General features: G+C 72.0%; 13 protein-coding genes. 3 read left to right on the forward strand and 10 right to left on the reverse strand.

The genetic code is table 11. The features are described 5' to 3' along the window. The first annotated feature begins 16 nt into the window (after positions 1-16). Positions 17-460, forward strand: a complete 444-nt coding sequence (locus ACQP09_RS13065) for an SsgA family sporulation/cell division regulator (RefSeq protein WP_433398669.1) — start codon at positions 17-19, stop codon at positions 458-460. A gap of 218 nt (positions 461-678) precedes the next feature. On the opposite strand, the gene ACQP09_RS13070 is transcribed toward ACQP09_RS13065, so the two are convergent. Then, positions 679-2,904 (reverse strand): MMPL family transporter, encoded by a 2,226-nt coding sequence (locus tag ACQP09_RS13070; protein ID WP_433398672.1) that lies wholly within the window; start codon positions 2,902-2,904, stop codon positions 679-681. Between the two features lie 129 nt (positions 2,905-3,033). Further along, positions 3,034-3,606, reverse strand: a complete 573-nt coding sequence (locus tag ACQP09_RS13075) for a TetR/AcrR family transcriptional regulator (protein ID WP_164240392.1) — start codon at positions 3,604-3,606, stop codon at positions 3,034-3,036. A gap of 171 nt (positions 3,607-3,777) precedes the next feature. Between ACQP09_RS13075 and ACQP09_RS13080 the strand changes: the two genes are divergently transcribed. Next, positions 3,778-7,161: a S41 family peptidase gene (locus ACQP09_RS13080; RefSeq protein ID WP_433398676.1), complete on the forward strand. Its 3,384-nt coding sequence runs from the start codon at positions 3,778-3,780 to the stop codon at positions 7,159-7,161. 43 nt (positions 7,162-7,204) lie between these two features. On the opposite strand, the gene ACQP09_RS13085 is transcribed toward ACQP09_RS13080, so the two are convergent. The 7 genes from ACQP09_RS13085 to ACQP09_RS13115 form a co-directional block, all read right to left on the reverse strand. Continuing rightward, positions 7,205-8,113 (reverse strand): GlxA family transcriptional regulator, encoded by a 909-nt coding sequence (locus tag ACQP09_RS13085; protein ID WP_433398679.1) that lies wholly within the window; start codon positions 8,111-8,113, stop codon positions 7,205-7,207. Positions 8,114-8,189: 76 nt separating this feature from the next. Beyond that, positions 8,190-8,795 (reverse strand): cysteine hydrolase family protein, encoded by a 606-nt coding sequence (locus tag ACQP09_RS13090; RefSeq protein WP_433398682.1) that lies wholly within the window; start codon positions 8,793-8,795, stop codon positions 8,190-8,192. Positions 8,796-8,965: 170 nt separating this feature from the next. Next, a complete protein-coding gene (locus ACQP09_RS13095) occupies positions 8,966-10,423 on the reverse strand; it encodes a glycosyltransferase family 39 protein (RefSeq protein ID WP_433398685.1) in 1,458 nt (485 codons plus the stop codon). A 235-nt stretch (positions 10,424-10,658) separates the two neighbouring features. Further along, on the reverse strand, positions 10,659-10,871 hold the full coding sequence (locus ACQP09_RS13100) for a hypothetical protein (protein WP_433398688.1): 213 nt from the start codon (positions 10,869-10,871) through the stop codon (positions 10,659-10,661). Between the two features lie 125 nt (positions 10,872-10,996). Further along, positions 10,997-11,890 carry an SDR family oxidoreductase gene (locus ACQP09_RS13105; RefSeq protein ID WP_433398690.1) on the reverse strand — a complete coding sequence of 298 codons (894 nt, stop codon included), beginning with the start codon at positions 11,888-11,890 and terminating at the stop codon, positions 10,997-10,999. Then, positions 11,887-12,834, reverse strand: a complete 948-nt coding sequence (locus tag ACQP09_RS13110) for an alpha/beta fold hydrolase (protein ID WP_433398693.1) — start codon at positions 12,832-12,834, stop codon at positions 11,887-11,889. The genes ACQP09_RS13105 and ACQP09_RS13110 overlap by 4 nt, the downstream gene beginning before the upstream one ends. Before the next feature lie 103 nt (positions 12,835-12,937). After that, entirely contained in the window at positions 12,938-14,509 is a 1,572-nt protein-coding gene (locus tag ACQP09_RS13115) for a flavin-containing monooxygenase (RefSeq protein WP_433398696.1), read from the reverse strand. 168 nt (positions 14,510-14,677) lie between these two features. On the opposite strand from ACQP09_RS13115, the gene ACQP09_RS13120 reads away from it, so the two are divergent. Next, positions 14,678-15,319, forward strand: a complete 642-nt coding sequence (locus ACQP09_RS13120) for a MerR family transcriptional regulator (protein WP_404069441.1) — start codon at positions 14,678-14,680, stop codon at positions 15,317-15,319. An 18-nt stretch (positions 15,320-15,337) separates the two neighbouring features. Here the strand turns inward: ACQP09_RS13120 and ACQP09_RS13125 are convergent, their stop codons facing one another. Continuing rightward, positions 15,338-16,153 carry an exodeoxyribonuclease III gene (locus tag ACQP09_RS13125; RefSeq protein WP_433398699.1) on the reverse strand — a complete coding sequence of 272 codons (816 nt, stop codon included), beginning with the start codon at positions 16,151-16,153 and terminating at the stop codon, positions 15,338-15,340. Positions 16,154-16,164: the final 11 nt, after the last annotated feature.

Raw genomic sequence — 16,164 nt, forward strand, 5'->3', positions numbered from 1 at the left:
TAGGAGGAGCCGGCCCATGTCCCCTGTGATCGAAGAACACGCACGCGCCCGGCTCATCACCGATGGCCCTCTGACCCGTCCGGTCCCCGTCGACCTGCGCTACGACGCCGCCGAGGACCCGCGCACCGTCCACATCACCCTGCCCGGCGGCACCGACTGGGCGTTCGGCCGCGATCTGCTGGAACGCGGTCTGCGTACGCCGATCGAGCGCGGCGCCGTCCGCGTCTGGCCCTGCGGCCGTACGCAGCTGATCGTGGAGCTGCACTCGACGGACGGGGTCGAGGTGTTCCAGTTCGAGATCAGGACGCTGATCCGCTTCCTCGCCCGCACCCGCGCGCAGGCCCCGGCCACGGCCGCGCCACCGTCGGACGGCACCCCGGAGAAGCGACCGTCCCGTACCACCAGCACCACCAGCGCCACCACCCGTCCGGAGCGCGGCGCGCCGGCGACCCGCGGCTGAGACGGCGACCCGCGGCTGAGACGGCCGGGAGACGGCCGCAGGAAAAGCCCACGCAGAAGGCCCCCGTGCTCAACGCACGGGGGCCTTCCGCGTGCCCCGGTCCCCCGTCCCCACAGGTAACCGGCGCTTCCGGGGCCGCGCTCCGCTCAGACGCGGCCCCGGGGTTCATGGAGGACCCGAACGGCTCGACGGAGTCCCCGTAGTACAGCCGGCGCGGCTCAGACGCGGACGAGCTCGCGCTCGCCGCCGTCACCGCCGCCCTCGGAGGAGGCGGGCTCGTCGGTCAGCTGCTTCTGCAGCTTCTCGCCCTCCACGTCCACATTGGGCAGCGCCCGGTCCAGCCAGCGCGGCAGCCACCAGGCCTTCCGGCCCAGCAGCGCCAGGACGGCCGGCACGATCGCCATGCGCACCACGAACGCGTCGAAGAGGACGGCGATGGCGAGCGAGAAGCCGATCATCTTGATCATCTGCTCGCTGGAGCCGATGAAGCCCGCGAAGACCGCCATCATGATCACGGCCGCCGCCGTGACCACCCGGGCGCCGTGCTTGAAGCCGGTCACGATGGCCTGGCCCGGGCTCTCGCCGTGGACGTACGCCTCGCGCATCCGGGTGACGAGGAAGACCTCGTAGTCCATCGCGAGACCGAAGACCACACCGACCATGAAGATCGGCATCATGCTCATGATCGGACCGGTCTGCTCGACGCCGAAGAGCGAGCCGAGCCAGCCCCACTGGAAGACCGCGACGACCGCACCGAGGGCCGCGACCACCGAGAGCAGGAAGCCGAGGGCCGCCTTCAGCGGGACGAGGATCGAGCGGAAGACCAGCATCAGCAGCAGGAACGCGAGGCCGACGACGAGCGCGAGGTACGGCAGCAGCGCGTCGTTCATCTTCTGCGAGAAGTCGATGTTCATCGCGGTGGCGCCGGTGACCAGGACCTCGGCCCCGGTGTCCGCCTTGATGTCCTGGCCCGCGTCACGGATGTCGTGGACGACCTCCTCCGTGGCGTGCGAGGACGGCCGGTCCTTCGGGATGACCGTGATCATCGCGGTGTCGCCGGCCTTGTTGAACGTGGCCGGGGTGACGGCGACGACGCCGAGCCCCTCGATCTCCTCGCGGACCCGCTCGGCCGCGGCCTTCGCGTCGGAGCTGCCCTTGCCGTCCATGACGACCATCAGCGGGCCGTTGAAGCCGGGGCCGAAGCCGTCGGAGAGCGTGTCGTACGCCTGGCGCTGCGTGGTCGACTTCGGCTGGGCTCCGTCGTCGGGCAGGCCCATCTCCAGTGAGGCGGCCGGTACGGCGATGATGCCGAGGCCCAGGACGCCGACGAGCATGACCCAGACCGGCTTGCGCAGCACGAACCGCGCCCAGCGGGTGCCCATGTTCGGCTTGGCCTCGGGACGGTTCTCCGCCTCGGCGGCCTTGCGCGCCTTGCGGCCCATGACCCGCTTTCCGGCGAAGCCCAGGGCGGCCGGGACGAGGGTGAGCGCGATGAGGACGGCGATGGCGACCGTACCGGCGGCGGCGAGACCCATCTTCGTCAGCATCGGGATGTTGACGACGGCCAGGCCGGCCAGGGCGATGACCACGGTCAGGCCCGCGAAGACGACCGCGGATCCGGCGGTGCCCACGGCCCGCCCGGCGGCCTCCTCGCGCTCGCGGCCCTCGGCCAGCTCGGCGCGGTAACGGGAGACGATGAAGAGGGCGTAGTCGATACCGACCGCGAGGCCGATCATCATGGCCAGGATCGAGGTGGTGGAGCCCAGGTCCATCACACTGGCCAGCGCGGTGATCGTGGAGACCCCGATACCGACCCCGACCAGCGCGGTCACCAGCGGCAGCCCGGCGGCGACCAGCGAGCCGAAGGTGATGACCAGGACGACGGCGGCGATGGCCACACCGATGATCTCGGCGGTCCCGGTGTGCGGCATGACCTGGAGCGCGTCACCGCCGATCTCCACCTTCATCCCGCTGTTCTGCGCGTCCTTGCCCGCGTCCTTCAGCGAGTCCGTCGTCGCGTCGGTCAGCTCCATGGAGTTGACCTTGTACGAGACCGAGATGTACGCCGTCGAACCGTCCTCGCTCACGGCCTTGGCCTGGAACGGGTCGGCGACCGAGGCGATCTGGTCGGAGCCGGACTGCAGCTCCTCGACGATGCCGGTGATCTCGCTCTTGTTGGCCGAGTCGGTCACCTTCTCGCCCTCGGGCGCCTTGAAGACGACCCGGGCGGTGGCCCCGTCGGCGCTGGAGCCGGGGAAGCGCTGTTCCAGCAGGTCGAAGGCGCGCTGCGCCTCCGTACCGGGGATGGAGAAGGAACTGGAGGCGGCGGTGGACGCGGAGGCCGCACCGAATCCGGCCAGCGCCAGCAGTGCCACCCAGATCAGGGCGACATAGCGGCGGCGGCGGAAGGTGAGCCGTCCGAGCTTGTAGAGGAAAGTGGCCACGGGGGCGTACTCCCGGTCAGGTCGTGTGAGTGGAATGGGCGTGAGGAACCAGCCCGACGACGAGAGCGGCGTGTCAGGGGCAGGTGCAACGTCGGGGAGAGGGCCGTGCGGGTGCGACGGACGGGGACGTCAGACTCCGAGAGCGGGGAGAATCACGGAGTCCACGTAATCGATGAGGAACGCCTGGTCGAGCGGGCGGTCCTCGATCAGCTGCCGGGCGGCCAGCGCGCCGACCAGCATGTGCGGGATGTACTTCAGCGCCGGGTTGTCCGGACGCAGCTCACCCCTCTCCACCGCCCGTTGCAGCAGCTGGTCGAGGCCGGTCATCTCCGGCTCGATCAGCAGCTCGCGCAGGGCCTGGAGCAGCTCGGGGTACTCATGGACGGCATGGCTCAGACCCCGCATCAGCGCGGCGTCCTTCTCCATCTGGCAGTCGTCGGTCCGGCTCAGCGCGGCATGGAAGTCTCCGCGCAGCGAACCGGTGTCGATGTCCGCGAGGCTCCCCGGCTTGTTGTGCCGCAGCGCCTTCGCGACCAGCTCGGGCTTGGAGCCCCACTGGCGGTAGAGGGTGGCCTTGCTCGACCGGGTGCGGGCGGCGATGGCGTCCATGGTCAGGGCGTCGTAACCGACCTCGCGGAGGAGGTCGAGCACGGATTCGTACAGTTCGCCCTCACGCTCGGGGGTCAGCCTGGTGCGTGCCATGCGCCGACCTCCTTCGTACGTCAGTCCATCGCTCCGGAGTTTCGCTCACCGTCGAACGAAACTGTTTCGTACACCTGAACCGTACCCCTCCCGTCCAGCGAAACGAAATCGTTTCGCTTGTGGGCTGCACCACAAGTTGCCCCGGGCCCTTCGCGCGGAAAGCATTGGGGGGTGAGTGATGACGCGGCGTACCTCCGGTTTCCCCATCTCCACCAGGACATGCTCTGCTTCGCGGCCGAGGACGACCTCTGGGTCGCGCCCCTCGCCGATGCCGGGCACCGGCCGGGACGGGCCTGGCGGGTGACCGTCGACCGGACCCGGGTCAGCCATCCCCGCTTCTCGCCCGACGGCACCTCCATCGCCTACACGACCTGGCGCACGCTCGACCCCGAGATCCACCTCGCCCCGGTCGACGGCGGCCCGGCCCGCCGGCTCACCCACTGGGGCTCGACCGACGCCCGGGTCTGCGGCTGGACGCCCGATCCGCCCGACTCCACCCACATCCTCGCCGTCTCCTCGCACAACCAGCCGTTCTCGTACTTCTCCTGGGCCTACAGCGTCCCCACCGACGGCAGCCCCGGGGGCCGGCTCCCCTGGGGCCCGGTCTCCGACATCGCGGTCGCCGACCTGGACGGCGAGCGCCGCACCCTGCTCCTCACCGGCACGCCCCCGCACGAGCCGGCCGCCTGGAAGCGCTACCGGGGCGGGGCCATGGGCCGCCTCTGGCTGCACGGGGAGCGGCTGCTGCCGGACATCGACGGGCACCTCGCCAACCCGATGTTCGTCGGCCGGCGCATCGCGTTCCTCTCCGACCACGAGGGCGTCGGCAACCTCTACTCCTGCCGCACCGACGGCACCGGCCTGCGCCGCCACACCGACCACGACGCCTTCTACGCCCGCAACGCCGCGAGCGACGGCCACCGCGTCGTCTACCAGTGCGCCGGCGACCTCTGGCTGGTCGAGGACCTGGAGTCGCCGGACGCCACGCCGCGCAAGCTGGAGGTGCGGCTCGGCGGCCCGCGCACCGGCCGGCGCCGCTACCAGGTGCCCGCCGCCAGCAACGTCGACTCGCTCTCGGTCGACGAGACGGGCCGGGCCAGCGCCGTCACCGTACGCGGCAGCCTCTACTGGCTCACCCACCGCGACGGCCCCGCCCGCACCATCAGCGACACCCCGGGCGTACGGGTGCGGCTGCCGGAGATGCTGGGCAGCGGAGGCCAGGTCGCGTACGTCACCGACGCGGACGGCGAGGACGCGGTGGAGATCGCCTACCTGCCGCGCGCCAGCGGCGACCGGGCCCCGCGCCGGCTCGCCTCGGGACAGCTGGGCCGCGTAGAGGAGATGGTCTCCGACCCGGACGGCGAGCGCCTCGCCATCGCGTCGAACGACGGCCGGCTGCTGCTCCTGGACACGGGAGAGCCGGAGCCGGCCGGCGTACCGGAGCGGGCGCCCAGCGGCTCGACCCGCGCCGACCTGTACGCGGCGACGGGCGCGGTGGCCCCGGACAGCACCGCTCCGGTCGACGAACACCCCGGCCTCACCGAGCTGATCCGCTCGGTCAACGGCCCCGTCCGCGACCTGGCGTTCTCGCCCGACGGCTCCTGGCTGACCTGGTCGCACCCGGGCATCGGCCGCTCGCTGCGGCAGATCAAGCTGGCCCGGATCTCCGGCCCCGGTGCGCCGGTGATCGTGGACGTCACCAACGGCCGCTTCGAGGACGAGAACCCGGTCTTCACGGAGGACGGCCGCTACCTCGCGTTCCTGTCCTGGCGGGGCTTCGACCCGGTGTACGACGTCCACACCGGCGACCTCTCCTTCCCGCTCGGCTGCCGCCCGTACCTGGTCCCGCTCTCCTCGGCGACCCCCTCGCCCTTCGCGCTCTCGCCGGACGGGCGCCCGGCGGCGGGCGGTCTGGACCCGATAGACGTGCCGGACGGGGTCGGTACGTCGGAGGGTTCGACGGTCATGGTGGAGTTCGAGGGGTTGGAGAGCCGGGTGACGCCGTTCCCGGTCTCCGCCTCCAAGTACTCGGCGCTGGCGCCGGTGAGCGGCGGCGGGCTGGTCTGGCTGCGCTGGCCGATCTCCGGCGCGCTGGGCGAGACGTTCGCCAACCCGGCCGACATGTCGGGGCGGCCGACGCTGGAGCACTTCAACATCGCGAAGGCGCGGAAGACCGAACTGGTCGACCACCTGGACTGGTTCGCGGTCAGCGGTGACTGCTCGCGCCTGGTGGTGATGGACGACGGCGAGCTGCGCGCCGTACCGGCTGCGGAACCGGGCGACGGCGACTCCACGGTCTATCTGGACCTGCGCCGCATCCTGCACGAGGTCGATCCGGGGGCGGAGTGGCGGCAGGCGTACGGAGAGGCGGGCCGGATCATCCGCTCCTACTTCTGGGAGCCGGACATGTGCGGCATCGACTGGGACGGGGTGCTGGACCAGTACCGTCCGCTCGTCCAACGGGTGGCCTCCCCAGACGAGTTCGCGGACCTGCTGCGCGAGGTGCTGGGCGAGCTGGGCACCTCGCACGCCTACGTGTCGCCGGCCCGCCGCAACGAGGGCCCGCCGCACTACCAGCGCGCGATCGGCCTGCTCGGCGCCAACCTGGTCTGCCGGGACGGCGCGTGGACCCTCCAGCGCATCCTCCCCGGCGACTCCTCCGACTCCAAGGCCCGCTCCCCGCTGGCGGGTACGGGCATCCGCGAGGGCGCGGTCCTCACCCATGTGGACGGCCGCCCGGTGGACCCGGTGACGGGCCCGTTCCCGCTGCTCACGGCGGCGGGCGGGACGACGGTGGAGCTGACGTTCACCCCGGCGGGCGGCGGCCCGTCGCGCCGGGTGGCGATCCTGCCGCTGGTCGACGAGCGCCCGCTGCGCTACCAGGACTGGGTGGCCAAACGGCGTGACGTCGTACGGGAGTTGAGCGGCGGCAAGTGCGGCTACCTGCACATCCCGGACCTCGGCGGCTCGGGCTGGGCCCAGTTCAACCGGGACCTCCGGCTGGAGGTGTCCCGCCCCGCGCTGATCGTGGACGTGCGGGGCAACGCGGGCGGCCACATCAGCGAGCTGGTGGTGGAGAAGCTCACCCGCAAGATCCTCGGCTGGGACCTGACCCGCAACGCCCAGGCGGTGAGCTACGCCTCCAACGCGCCGCGCGGCCCGGTCGTCGCTCTCGCCGACGAGGCGACCTCGTCCGACGGCGACATGATCACCGCCGCGTTCCGGCTGCTGAAGCTCGGCCCGGTGGTGGGCCAGCGGACCTGGGGCGGGGTGGTCGGCATGACCGGCCGCCACCGGCTCGGCGACGGCACGTCGATCACGGTGCCGATGAACGCGGCCTGGTTCGACGCGTACGGCTGGTCGGTGGAGAACCACGGCGTGGAACCGGACGTGAAGGCGCTCCGCACCCCGCTGGACTGGGCGGAGGGCCGGTACGCGGTCCTGGACGACGCGGTCCGGGTCGCGCTGGACCTGCTGGCCGCGCACCCGGCGTCGACGCCACCGTCGTACGACACGGCCCCGGATCTGCGGAGGCCGCCCCTTCCGCCACGGTAGGGAAGGCGACCGCCCGCGCCGGAGGTTCGGCGGGCGGTCGCGGTCAGGTAGTACGGGCGCGGAGGCGGCGCAGCATGCGTGCGTCCTCGAAGCCGACCGAGCGGGCGGCGGTGTCGACCGTCGCACCGTGGCTGATGAGGTGCTGGGCGCGTTCGAGGCGGAGGGTCTGCTGGTAGCGCAGCGGGGTGAGGCCGGTGGCGCGGCTGAAGAGGCGGGTCAGGGTGCGCTCGCTCACGCCGACGGCCGAGGCCAGGGCGGGGAGCGGGAGGGGCCGGTCGAAGCGGGCGTCGATGAGGTTCTGGGCGCGGTGCACGGTGTCGTCGAGGTGGGAGCGGTGGCGGAGCATCGCGCTGGACTGCGGCTCGTGGCCGTTGCGGCGGGTGTGGACGACCATCTCGCGGGCCACCCGGGCGGCGACGGCCGGACCGTGCCGGGTCGCGATCAGGTGGAGGGCCAGATCGATGCCGCTGGCGATCCCGGCCGAGGTGATGACCCGGTCGTCGACGGTGAACAGGACGTCCGGGACGACCACCGCCCCGGGGTGGCGCAGGGCCAGCTCGTCCTGCACGTCGTGGTGGGTGGTGCAGCGGCGGCCGTCGAGCAGGCCGGCCCGCCCGAGCGCCTCGGCCCCGCCACAGACGCTGGCCACCGTCCCGCCGCCCGCGTGGTGGTCCCGGAGGGCCTGCAGCGCGGCGGGGCCGATGACGGGCTCTCCGGCCGGGGTGCGGGTCCGCCAGCCCGGCACCACGATCAGGTCCTCGGGCCCGAGCTCGGGCCAGTCGACCCCGGCGACCAGCGGCAGGCCCTGGACGGTGGGGACCTGGGGCCGTTCGGCGACGTAGGTGAGGGTGTAGGGGTGCCCGAAGTCGGCGGCGGTGGAGAAGACCTGCGCGGGACCGGCGAGGTCCAGCAGGTGGACTCCGGGCACCAGGAAGAAGACGATGTGGCTCACGATCCGGTCATCATGCCTGACGTCGCGCCCCGGCCTCCCGACCTCATGCCTGACGCTCTGTCGCGGTCTCCGGTCGTCATGCCCGGCCCTCCGCCTCGGCCTCGGCCTCCAGCTCGTCGACGGTCGCGATAGTGGCGAAGCGTCCGGCGAGGGCGTACTCGGTGCGCCTGATGACCTCTTCGGCGGAGAGCGTACGGGGGTCGGCGAGCTGTTCGGCGATGCTCCGGCCGGCGGGGGCGTCGCGGTGCGGGATGGGGTCGGTCGCGGTGGCGTCGATGGCGACGGTGATCCGGTGGCCGAGGTCGCTGCCGACCCGGGCGGTGGTCTCCACGCACTGCTCGGTGCGGATGCCGCAGAGGGTGAGGTCGCGGATACCGCGCTCGGTGAGGAGTTGCTGGAGGTTGGTGGTGGTGAAGGCGTTGTGCGAGGTCTTGTGGATCAGCGGCTCGTCCTCCGCCCGCTCCAGCTCCTCCATCAGCCGGACATGGCCGAGGTCCGGGTCGAAGACCGTGCCGGTACCGGGCGCGCAGTGCAGGACCCACACCACCTGGTCCCCGTTCTGCCGGAAGAGCCGGACCAGGCGGTTCACCTGGTCGGCGATCTTCGGATCGGAGATGGTCTCCCACTGCGGACGGGCGCGGAAGGATTCCTGGACGTCGATGACGATCAGTGCTCGGGTCATGCCCCCAGCCTGGCCGCGCGGACGGGCCGCCGACAGGCAGCATCGGGTCCGGAAGCGGACCGATCCGGTCACGGCAAGGCGCACCCGGCACCCGCGCTCCGAGCCCGTCCGGTGAGGGAGACCTGAAGGGATACCTGAAGGGAGACCTGCGCCGGGGAGCGGGCGACGGGTCAGCGGGCCGTCGTACGCCGTTCGTAGACCATCACCCGGCGGCCTCGGACCTGGCCGTCGGCGGCGATGCGGAAGTGGTTGCGCAGCACGGAACGCTTCATCCTGTCCCGAGCGGTGGCGGGTGGGCGGGCCACGCCGGGGGCGTCCGTGACCAGCAGGATGCGGTGGTGGGCGAGCATCGCCGACCGTATCCGGTCCGGCCGCGCCTCGGTGCCCTTCAGGGTCGCGGACTCCTCCGGGCTCCGCGCCAGCGCTATGTCCTGGAGGCCGGAGAAGGCGTCCGGGGAGACCAGTGCGGTGTCCCGGCGGGCCGCGGGGATGAACAGCACCACGTCTCCGGGACTCTTCATCCGTCGTACGTCGGCGGCCACGGCGAGGACGTCGTCGACCCGGCTCGACGGGGAGCGCTTGGCGAGCGACTGCGGCAGCAGGGCCGCCATCGCCACGGCCACCACCACGGGGAGGACCCACGGCGCGGCGCGCGGGCGGCGACGGGCCACGGCCCGGACCGCCGCGCCGATCGCCACGCCGATCAGCAGCGCCAGGCCCAGCAGGCTGAAGAGGACGTACCGGTCCAGGAACAGCGGCTGGATCAGCGAGAGTCCGACGAGGCCGAGCTGCGGCACCGCCAGCAGCGGCAGCCCGACGGCCGCCGCCGAGAGCCGGCCCGGACGAGGATGAGGACACCGCCGCTCCAGCAGCGCGCCCGCGCCGCCGATGGCCAGCAGGATCGCCGGGCCGATCAGCATGTGCCAGGTCAACGGCGGTATCCAGGACACCTGCGCGGACTGGCTCCGGCTGAACAGGACCAGCGGCAGCACGCACGCCACGGCGGCCACGGCGGCGGCGGTCCAGCGCCTGCCGGTCCCACGGCCCGCCCGGCACCCGAGCAGGGTCACGAGGTGGGCCGGCAGGATCAGGAGCGAGAGCCAGTTCAGCAGGCCGGACACCGCGACCGTACCGCCGTACGCGACCCAGTGCACCGCCCGGCCGCGCCCCTCCACCAGGGTGACCAGGAGCAGCGTGGAGATCCCGGCCGCCGCTGCCACCAAGGCGTACGGCCGCCCCTCCTGGAGGTAGAACTGCACCGCCGGAAGCAGCCCGAGCGCCAGCCCGCCCCCGAGCCCGGCCCACGGGCCGGCCAGCCGGTGGCCGAGGGCGGCCACACAGGACGCGGCCACCGCCATGGCCACCACCGACGGCAGCCGCAGGACGGCGGTGCCGGGTCCGAACAGCTCGAACAGGCCGTGCATCAGCAGGTAGTAGAGCCCGTGCACGACATCGACGTTGCCGAGCAGCTCCGTTATCTCGGCGGTGGAGCGGCGGGCCACCTGCCAGGTCGCGGCCTCGTCCCGCCACACGCTGTCCTGCCGCGACAGTCCCCACAGGCCGAGGGCGAGCGTCCAGAGCGCCGGTATGGACGGGACGAGGAGACGGACAGTACGAGCTGAGGGCACGGAGGAGGAGGCTTTCCGGAACGACTGTGGTGCAGGGCAGGGCGACAGAGACCCCGAGGCCCCCGCACCGACCATGCATCGTACGCACAGCAGTTCCGCAATCGATCACTCAAGCGATACGGCCCTGGCTCCGGACAGCAGGAAGGAGGCGCATCCGGTCACCCGGATGCGCCTCCTGACGCGACGCGCACGCACGCGCTCGGCGCAGCGCGTACGCGTCACACCTCAGCGACCGTCAACGGTCGAAGCGCTCACGCGCCTGGTCCTTGGCGTCCTGAGCCCGGTCCCGCAGGCCGGTCGACGCGTCGGAGCCGTGCTCGTGGTCCTGGACCTGGTCGCGGCCCTGCGACGCGCGGTCCTGAGCCTGGTCCTTGCCCTGGCCGGCCTTCTGCTTGGCCTGGTCGGCGAGGTCCTGCGCCTTGTCCTTGAACTGGTCTGCGATACCCATGCTGTTCACTCCTGTGGGATGCCTGGGGTGTATGTGCGGGTGGCCCCCGGTGGGGCCGTGCTCAGCGTTACACGCACCGACATCCCGCGCATTTCGGACCGCTACCGACGGTGACAGGCCCCCTGTCACGTACGGTCGGCACGCTCCGCACGCGCGTCCTGGTCCGCCGCTCCCCCGGCCCCCACCAGCCCCTTGGACACCGTGTGGAGCCGCGGTTCGAAGCGCCGCATCTCACGCTGTCCGCCGATCGCGATGACGGAGGGCAGATAGCCCCGGACCGACTGCATCCCGCGCAGCCACCACTGCGCGTACACGTGCGGCGAGCGGCGCGCGATGCCGTCGACGATCCGCTCGACGGCCGGGCCGAGCGGGTACGTACGGTTCATCGGCCACGGCAGCCGCTGCCGCAACTCCCGCATCACGTCGTCCTGGTCGGCGCCGCGCACCATGTCCGTGTCGGTCCAGGAGAGGTAACCGACCCCGACCTTCACGCCCTTGTAACCGACCTCCGCGCGCAGGCTGTGCGCGAACGCCTCGACGCCCGACTTGGAGGCGCAGTACGCCGTCATCATCGGCGCCGGAGTGATCGCGGCCAGCGACGCTATCTGGAGGAAGTAGCCGCGGCTCTCCATCAGCACCGGCAGGAACGCCCGCCCGGTGACCGCGCCGCCGATCAGGTTCACCTCGATGACCCGCCGCCAGGCGTCCGGGTCCGAGTCGGCGAACGGGCCGCCGGAGGCGACGCCCGCGTTGGCGACGACCACGTCGACCTTGCCGAACCGCTCCTTGACCTCGCGCGCCACCTGGGCCATCGCCGTGTGGTCGGTGACATCGGCGAACCAGTGGTCGCTCTCGCCGTGCAGCCGCTCGGAGACCTTCTTCAGCTCGTCCGGCTCCAGCCCGACCAGCGCCAGCGTCGCCCCGCGCGCCGACAGCTTCCGCGCCAGCAGCTCACCCACGCCCCGCGCCGCGCCGGTCACGACGACGACCTGGCCCTCCAGACTCCGCCTGCTGCTCATGCGACATCCTCCTTCTCGGACGTGGCGGCCGACGAGGCCGTCCGGTTCGCGACGTACCGCGTGGTCAGTTCCCTGAGCTTCGCCGTGACCGCCTCCGGGGCCTCCACCGGCGTCATGTGCCCCATGCCGGCCAGCTCGGTGAGCCCGAGGCCGACCGGCAGCGCCGCCGCGATGGCCCGCGCGTGGACCGGCGGGGTGAGCCGGTCGTCGGTACCGGCGATGACCGCCGTCGGCACCCGCAGCTCGCGGACGTCCGCCGTCACATCCAGCTCGGCGAGCACCTCGCCCCATCCCACCCTCGCGCGGCGCGGGCAGGCGTGCACGATCCTGGCGCAGACGTCGACCCGCTCCGGGGCCGAACCGACGCCCATGGTCACGTACTTGAGGATGCGTTTCGACACCGGAGTGACCGGCCCGAGCGGCGCCTTGGCGCCCAGGACCGCGGCCGTCAGCCGGGTCCGGAACGCGCTCGCCCGCAGCGGTACGACGGTGGCCTCGGCGGTGAGCCGCCCGCTGCCGGTCGAGCAGAGCAGGACCGCCGCCGCGTGCTCGCGCAGGCCGGGGCGGCGAGCGGCGGCCATCAGCGTCATCCCGCCCATGGAGTGCCCGGCCAGCACCGCTTTCCGGCCGGGCGCGAGGGTGGCGGCGAGCACGGCCTCCAGGTCGTCGGCGAGCGCGTTGACGCTGTAGCCGCCGGGGCCGGGTTCGGGTGTGAGGCCGTGGCCGCGCTGGTCGTAGGCGATGACGCGGTGGTCGGCGGCGAGGTCCCGGATCTGCGCGGCCCAGAAGTGGGTGTTGCAGGTCCAGCCGTGGGCGAGGACGACGGCCGGCGCGTCCTCGGGGCCGTGCAGCTCGACGTGGATGCGGGAGCCGTCGGCGGACGTGACGAAGAGTTCGTTCGCGGGGACGGGCGGGAGGTCGTCACGGTGCAGGAGACGGCTCATCGGGCGGCCTCCTCGGGCGTGCGGTAGGCGAGGGCGCTCACCGTGCGGTACGCGAAGGCGCTCATCGGGCGGCCTCCCCAGGCCTGCGGGTACGCGAAGGCGCTCATCGTGCGGCCTCCTCGGTCATCGCGTCCCCGGCGGCCACCGTCTCGCGCTCGTCGCGCCCCGGCTGTGCGGGGACATGGACGCCGCCCGGCTTCGCCGCCGCCCGGATGACGTCGTACTCCGCGAGGTCCACCGACCGCGTCTGCCGCCGGAACTCACCCGTCGTGCCCGGCCAGACGGTGGTGTTGCGGCCGGCCTCGTCCAGGTACCAGCTGGTGCAGCCGCCGGTGTTCCACACCGTGCGCTTCATCCGCTCCTGGACCTTGTGGTTCCACGCGGTGACGGCGGTGGAGCGGGCGCCGAGCGCCGCGCGGCCGCCGAGCACGTTCAACTGGCGCAGATAGTCGGCCATGTAGTTCAGCTGGGACTCGATCATCAGGATCATCGAGGAGTTCCCGAGGCCCGTGTTGGGGCCGATGATCGTCATCCAGTTCGGGAACCCGGCGGCGGTCGCGCCGCGCAGCGAGTTCATCCCGTCCTTCCAGGACTCGGCGAGCGTGATGCCCTCCTCGCCGACGACCCGTTCCGCGATCGGCATGTCCGTCACATGGAAGCCGGTGCCGAAGATGATCGCGTCGACCTCGGCCTCGCTGCCGTCGGCGGCGACGACGGTGGAGCCGCGTATCTCACTCAGCCCGGAGGCGACGACGTCCACATTGGGCTGGGCGAGGGCCGGGTAGTAGGTGCTGGAGAGCAGGATCCGCTTGCAGCCGATGCGGTAGTCGGGCGTCAGCTTGGCCCGGAGCGCCGGATCCTTGATGGCCCGCGCCATGTTGGACTTGGCTATCTTCTCCACCAGGCCCAGCTGGTCGGGGTGCTTGGTGAAGGCGCTGACCTGCAACTCCCGTATGCCCCACAGCAGTCCGCGGCGTGCGGTGCCGGTGGCGGGTATCGCGCGGTGGAGTGCCTGCTCGGCCTTGCTGATGGTGCGGTCCACGCGCGGCATGACCCACGGAGGCGTGCGCTGGAAGAGCGTGAGCTTCGCGGTCTTCGGCTGGATCGCCGGGACGATCTGGATGGCGGAGGCGCCGGTTCCGACCATCGCGACCCGCTTGCCGGCCAGGTCGTAGTCGTGGTCCCAGCGCGCGGAGTGGAAGACCTTGCCGGGGAAGGAGTCGAGCCCGGGTATGTCGGGCATCTTGGGGTCGGAGAGCGGTCCGGTGGCGGAGATGACGACATCCGCGCGGAGCACCGACCCGTTGGCGGACTCGATCACCCAGTACAGGTTCTCCTTGTCCCAGCTCATCAGCTTCACCTCGTGGTTCAGCCGGATGTGCAGACGGAGCCCGAAGGTGTCGGCCACGCGCTCCAGGTAGGCCCGGATGTGCTCCTGGCCGGAGAAGGTGCGCGGCCAGTCGGGGTTGGGCGCGAAGGAGAAGGAGTAGAGGTGGGACGGTACGTCGCAGGCGCAGCCGGGATAGCTGTTGTCGCGCCAGGTGCCGCCCACCGAGTCGGCGCGCTCCAGGACGACGAAATCGGTGATGCCTTCGCGGCGCAGCCGGACGGCGGCCCCCAGGCCCCCGAATCCGGTACCGATCACCGCCACACGTACGTGCTCCTGCTGGGCCATGCTGCCGCCTCCCGCGGTACGTCACGCGATTACGCCAGCAATCACTGGCATGGTTCGGAGAGTAGAGCAGGGTCGTACTGATGGGTAGGGGTCGGACCGAGGAAAGTTACCAGCGGTACAACATAGGGTGCCCCTGTGGCTGAAGGACGCGAGCACCGCGAATACCGCATGGAGGAGCTGGCCAAGGAGGCCGGCATCACCGTGCGGACCCTGCGCTTCTACCGGGAGCGCGGCCTGATCCCGCCACCGCGCCGCGAGGGCCGGATCGCCTGGTACGACGACCACCACCTGGCCCGGCTGCGGACGATCGCGGGCCTGCTGGAGCGCGGCCACACCCTCAACGGCATCGCGGACCTGGCCGCCACCTTCGAGAGCGGACGCGATGTCGCCGAGGTGCTCGGGCTCGGCGAACCGACCGAGGAGACCCCGGTCCGCCTCACCCCGGAACAGCTCGCCGACTACTTCGAGGGCGAGGTCACGCCGGAGAACCTGGCCACCGCCCTGGACCTCGGCTATCTCGCCACCGACGGCGACGAGATCGTCCACATCAGCCGCCGCCTCCTGGAGGTGTCCGCCGAGCTCGTACGGGAAGGGGTGCCGCTCGCCACGGTGCTCTCCTCGGGCCGCCGCGTCCGCGAGCACGCGGACGCCCTCGCCGAAATCTTCGTACGCGTACTGCATGCCCACGCCACCGAGACCGAACCGGCCCAACTCCGGCCACTGGCGCGCGCGGTGGTGGACGCGGAGCTGTCGATGGCGCTGGACCGGAGGCTGCGCCGCGAGGACGGCACACAGCCCCCGAAGGCGTAATACCCCCGTACCGTGGGCCTACCGCTCGTAGACGACCGTCACCGGCGCGTGGTCGCTCCACCGCTCGCCGTGCGTGGCGGCCCGCTCGACCCATGCCTTGACCGCACGCGCGGCCAGTCCCGGCGTCGCGATCTGGTAGTCGATGCGCCAGCCCGCGTCGTTGTCGAAGGCGCGCCCACGGTAGGACCACCAGCTGTACGGCCCCGCCACCTCCGGGTGCAGCTGCCGTACGACGTCGACGTACGCGGCCTCCTCCAGGACCCGGGTCAGCCAGGCGCGCTCCTCGGGGAGGAAGCCGGAGTTCTTCTGGTTGGCCTTCCAGTTCTTCAGGTCGGCCTCCTGGTGGGCGATGTTCCAGTCACCGCAGACCACGACCTCGCGCCCGTCCGCCGCCGCCCGCGTCTTCAGCCCCTGGAGGTAGGGCAGGAAGGCCGTCATGAAGCGCTCCTTCTCCTCCTGCCGCTCCGTGCCGACCTCACCGGAGGGCAGGTACAGGCTGGCGACGGTCACGCCGGGCAGGTCGATCTCGACGTACCGGCCGCTCGCGTCGAACTCCTCCGCCCCGGGCACGTCGAACCCGCCGAAGCCGGTCTGAACCCGCTCCGGCGCCTGCCGGGAGTAGAGCGAGACCCCGGCGCGGCCCTTGGCGGCGGCGGGCGCGTGCACGGTGTGCCAGCCCTCGGGGTCACGTACCTCAGCAGCCAGCTGGCCGGGCTCGGCGCGGACCTCCTGGAGGCAGACCACATCGGCGTCGGTGCCCGCCAGCCACTCCACGAAGCCCTTTTTCGCGGCGGCACGGAGCCCATTAACATTCACAGATGTAACAGTCAGCATCCAGAAACAGT

The sequence above is a fragment of the Streptomyces sp. CA-146814 genome (genome assembly GCF_050942385.1).
Lineage (GTDB): Bacteria > Actinomycetota > Actinomycetes > Streptomycetales > Streptomycetaceae > Streptomyces.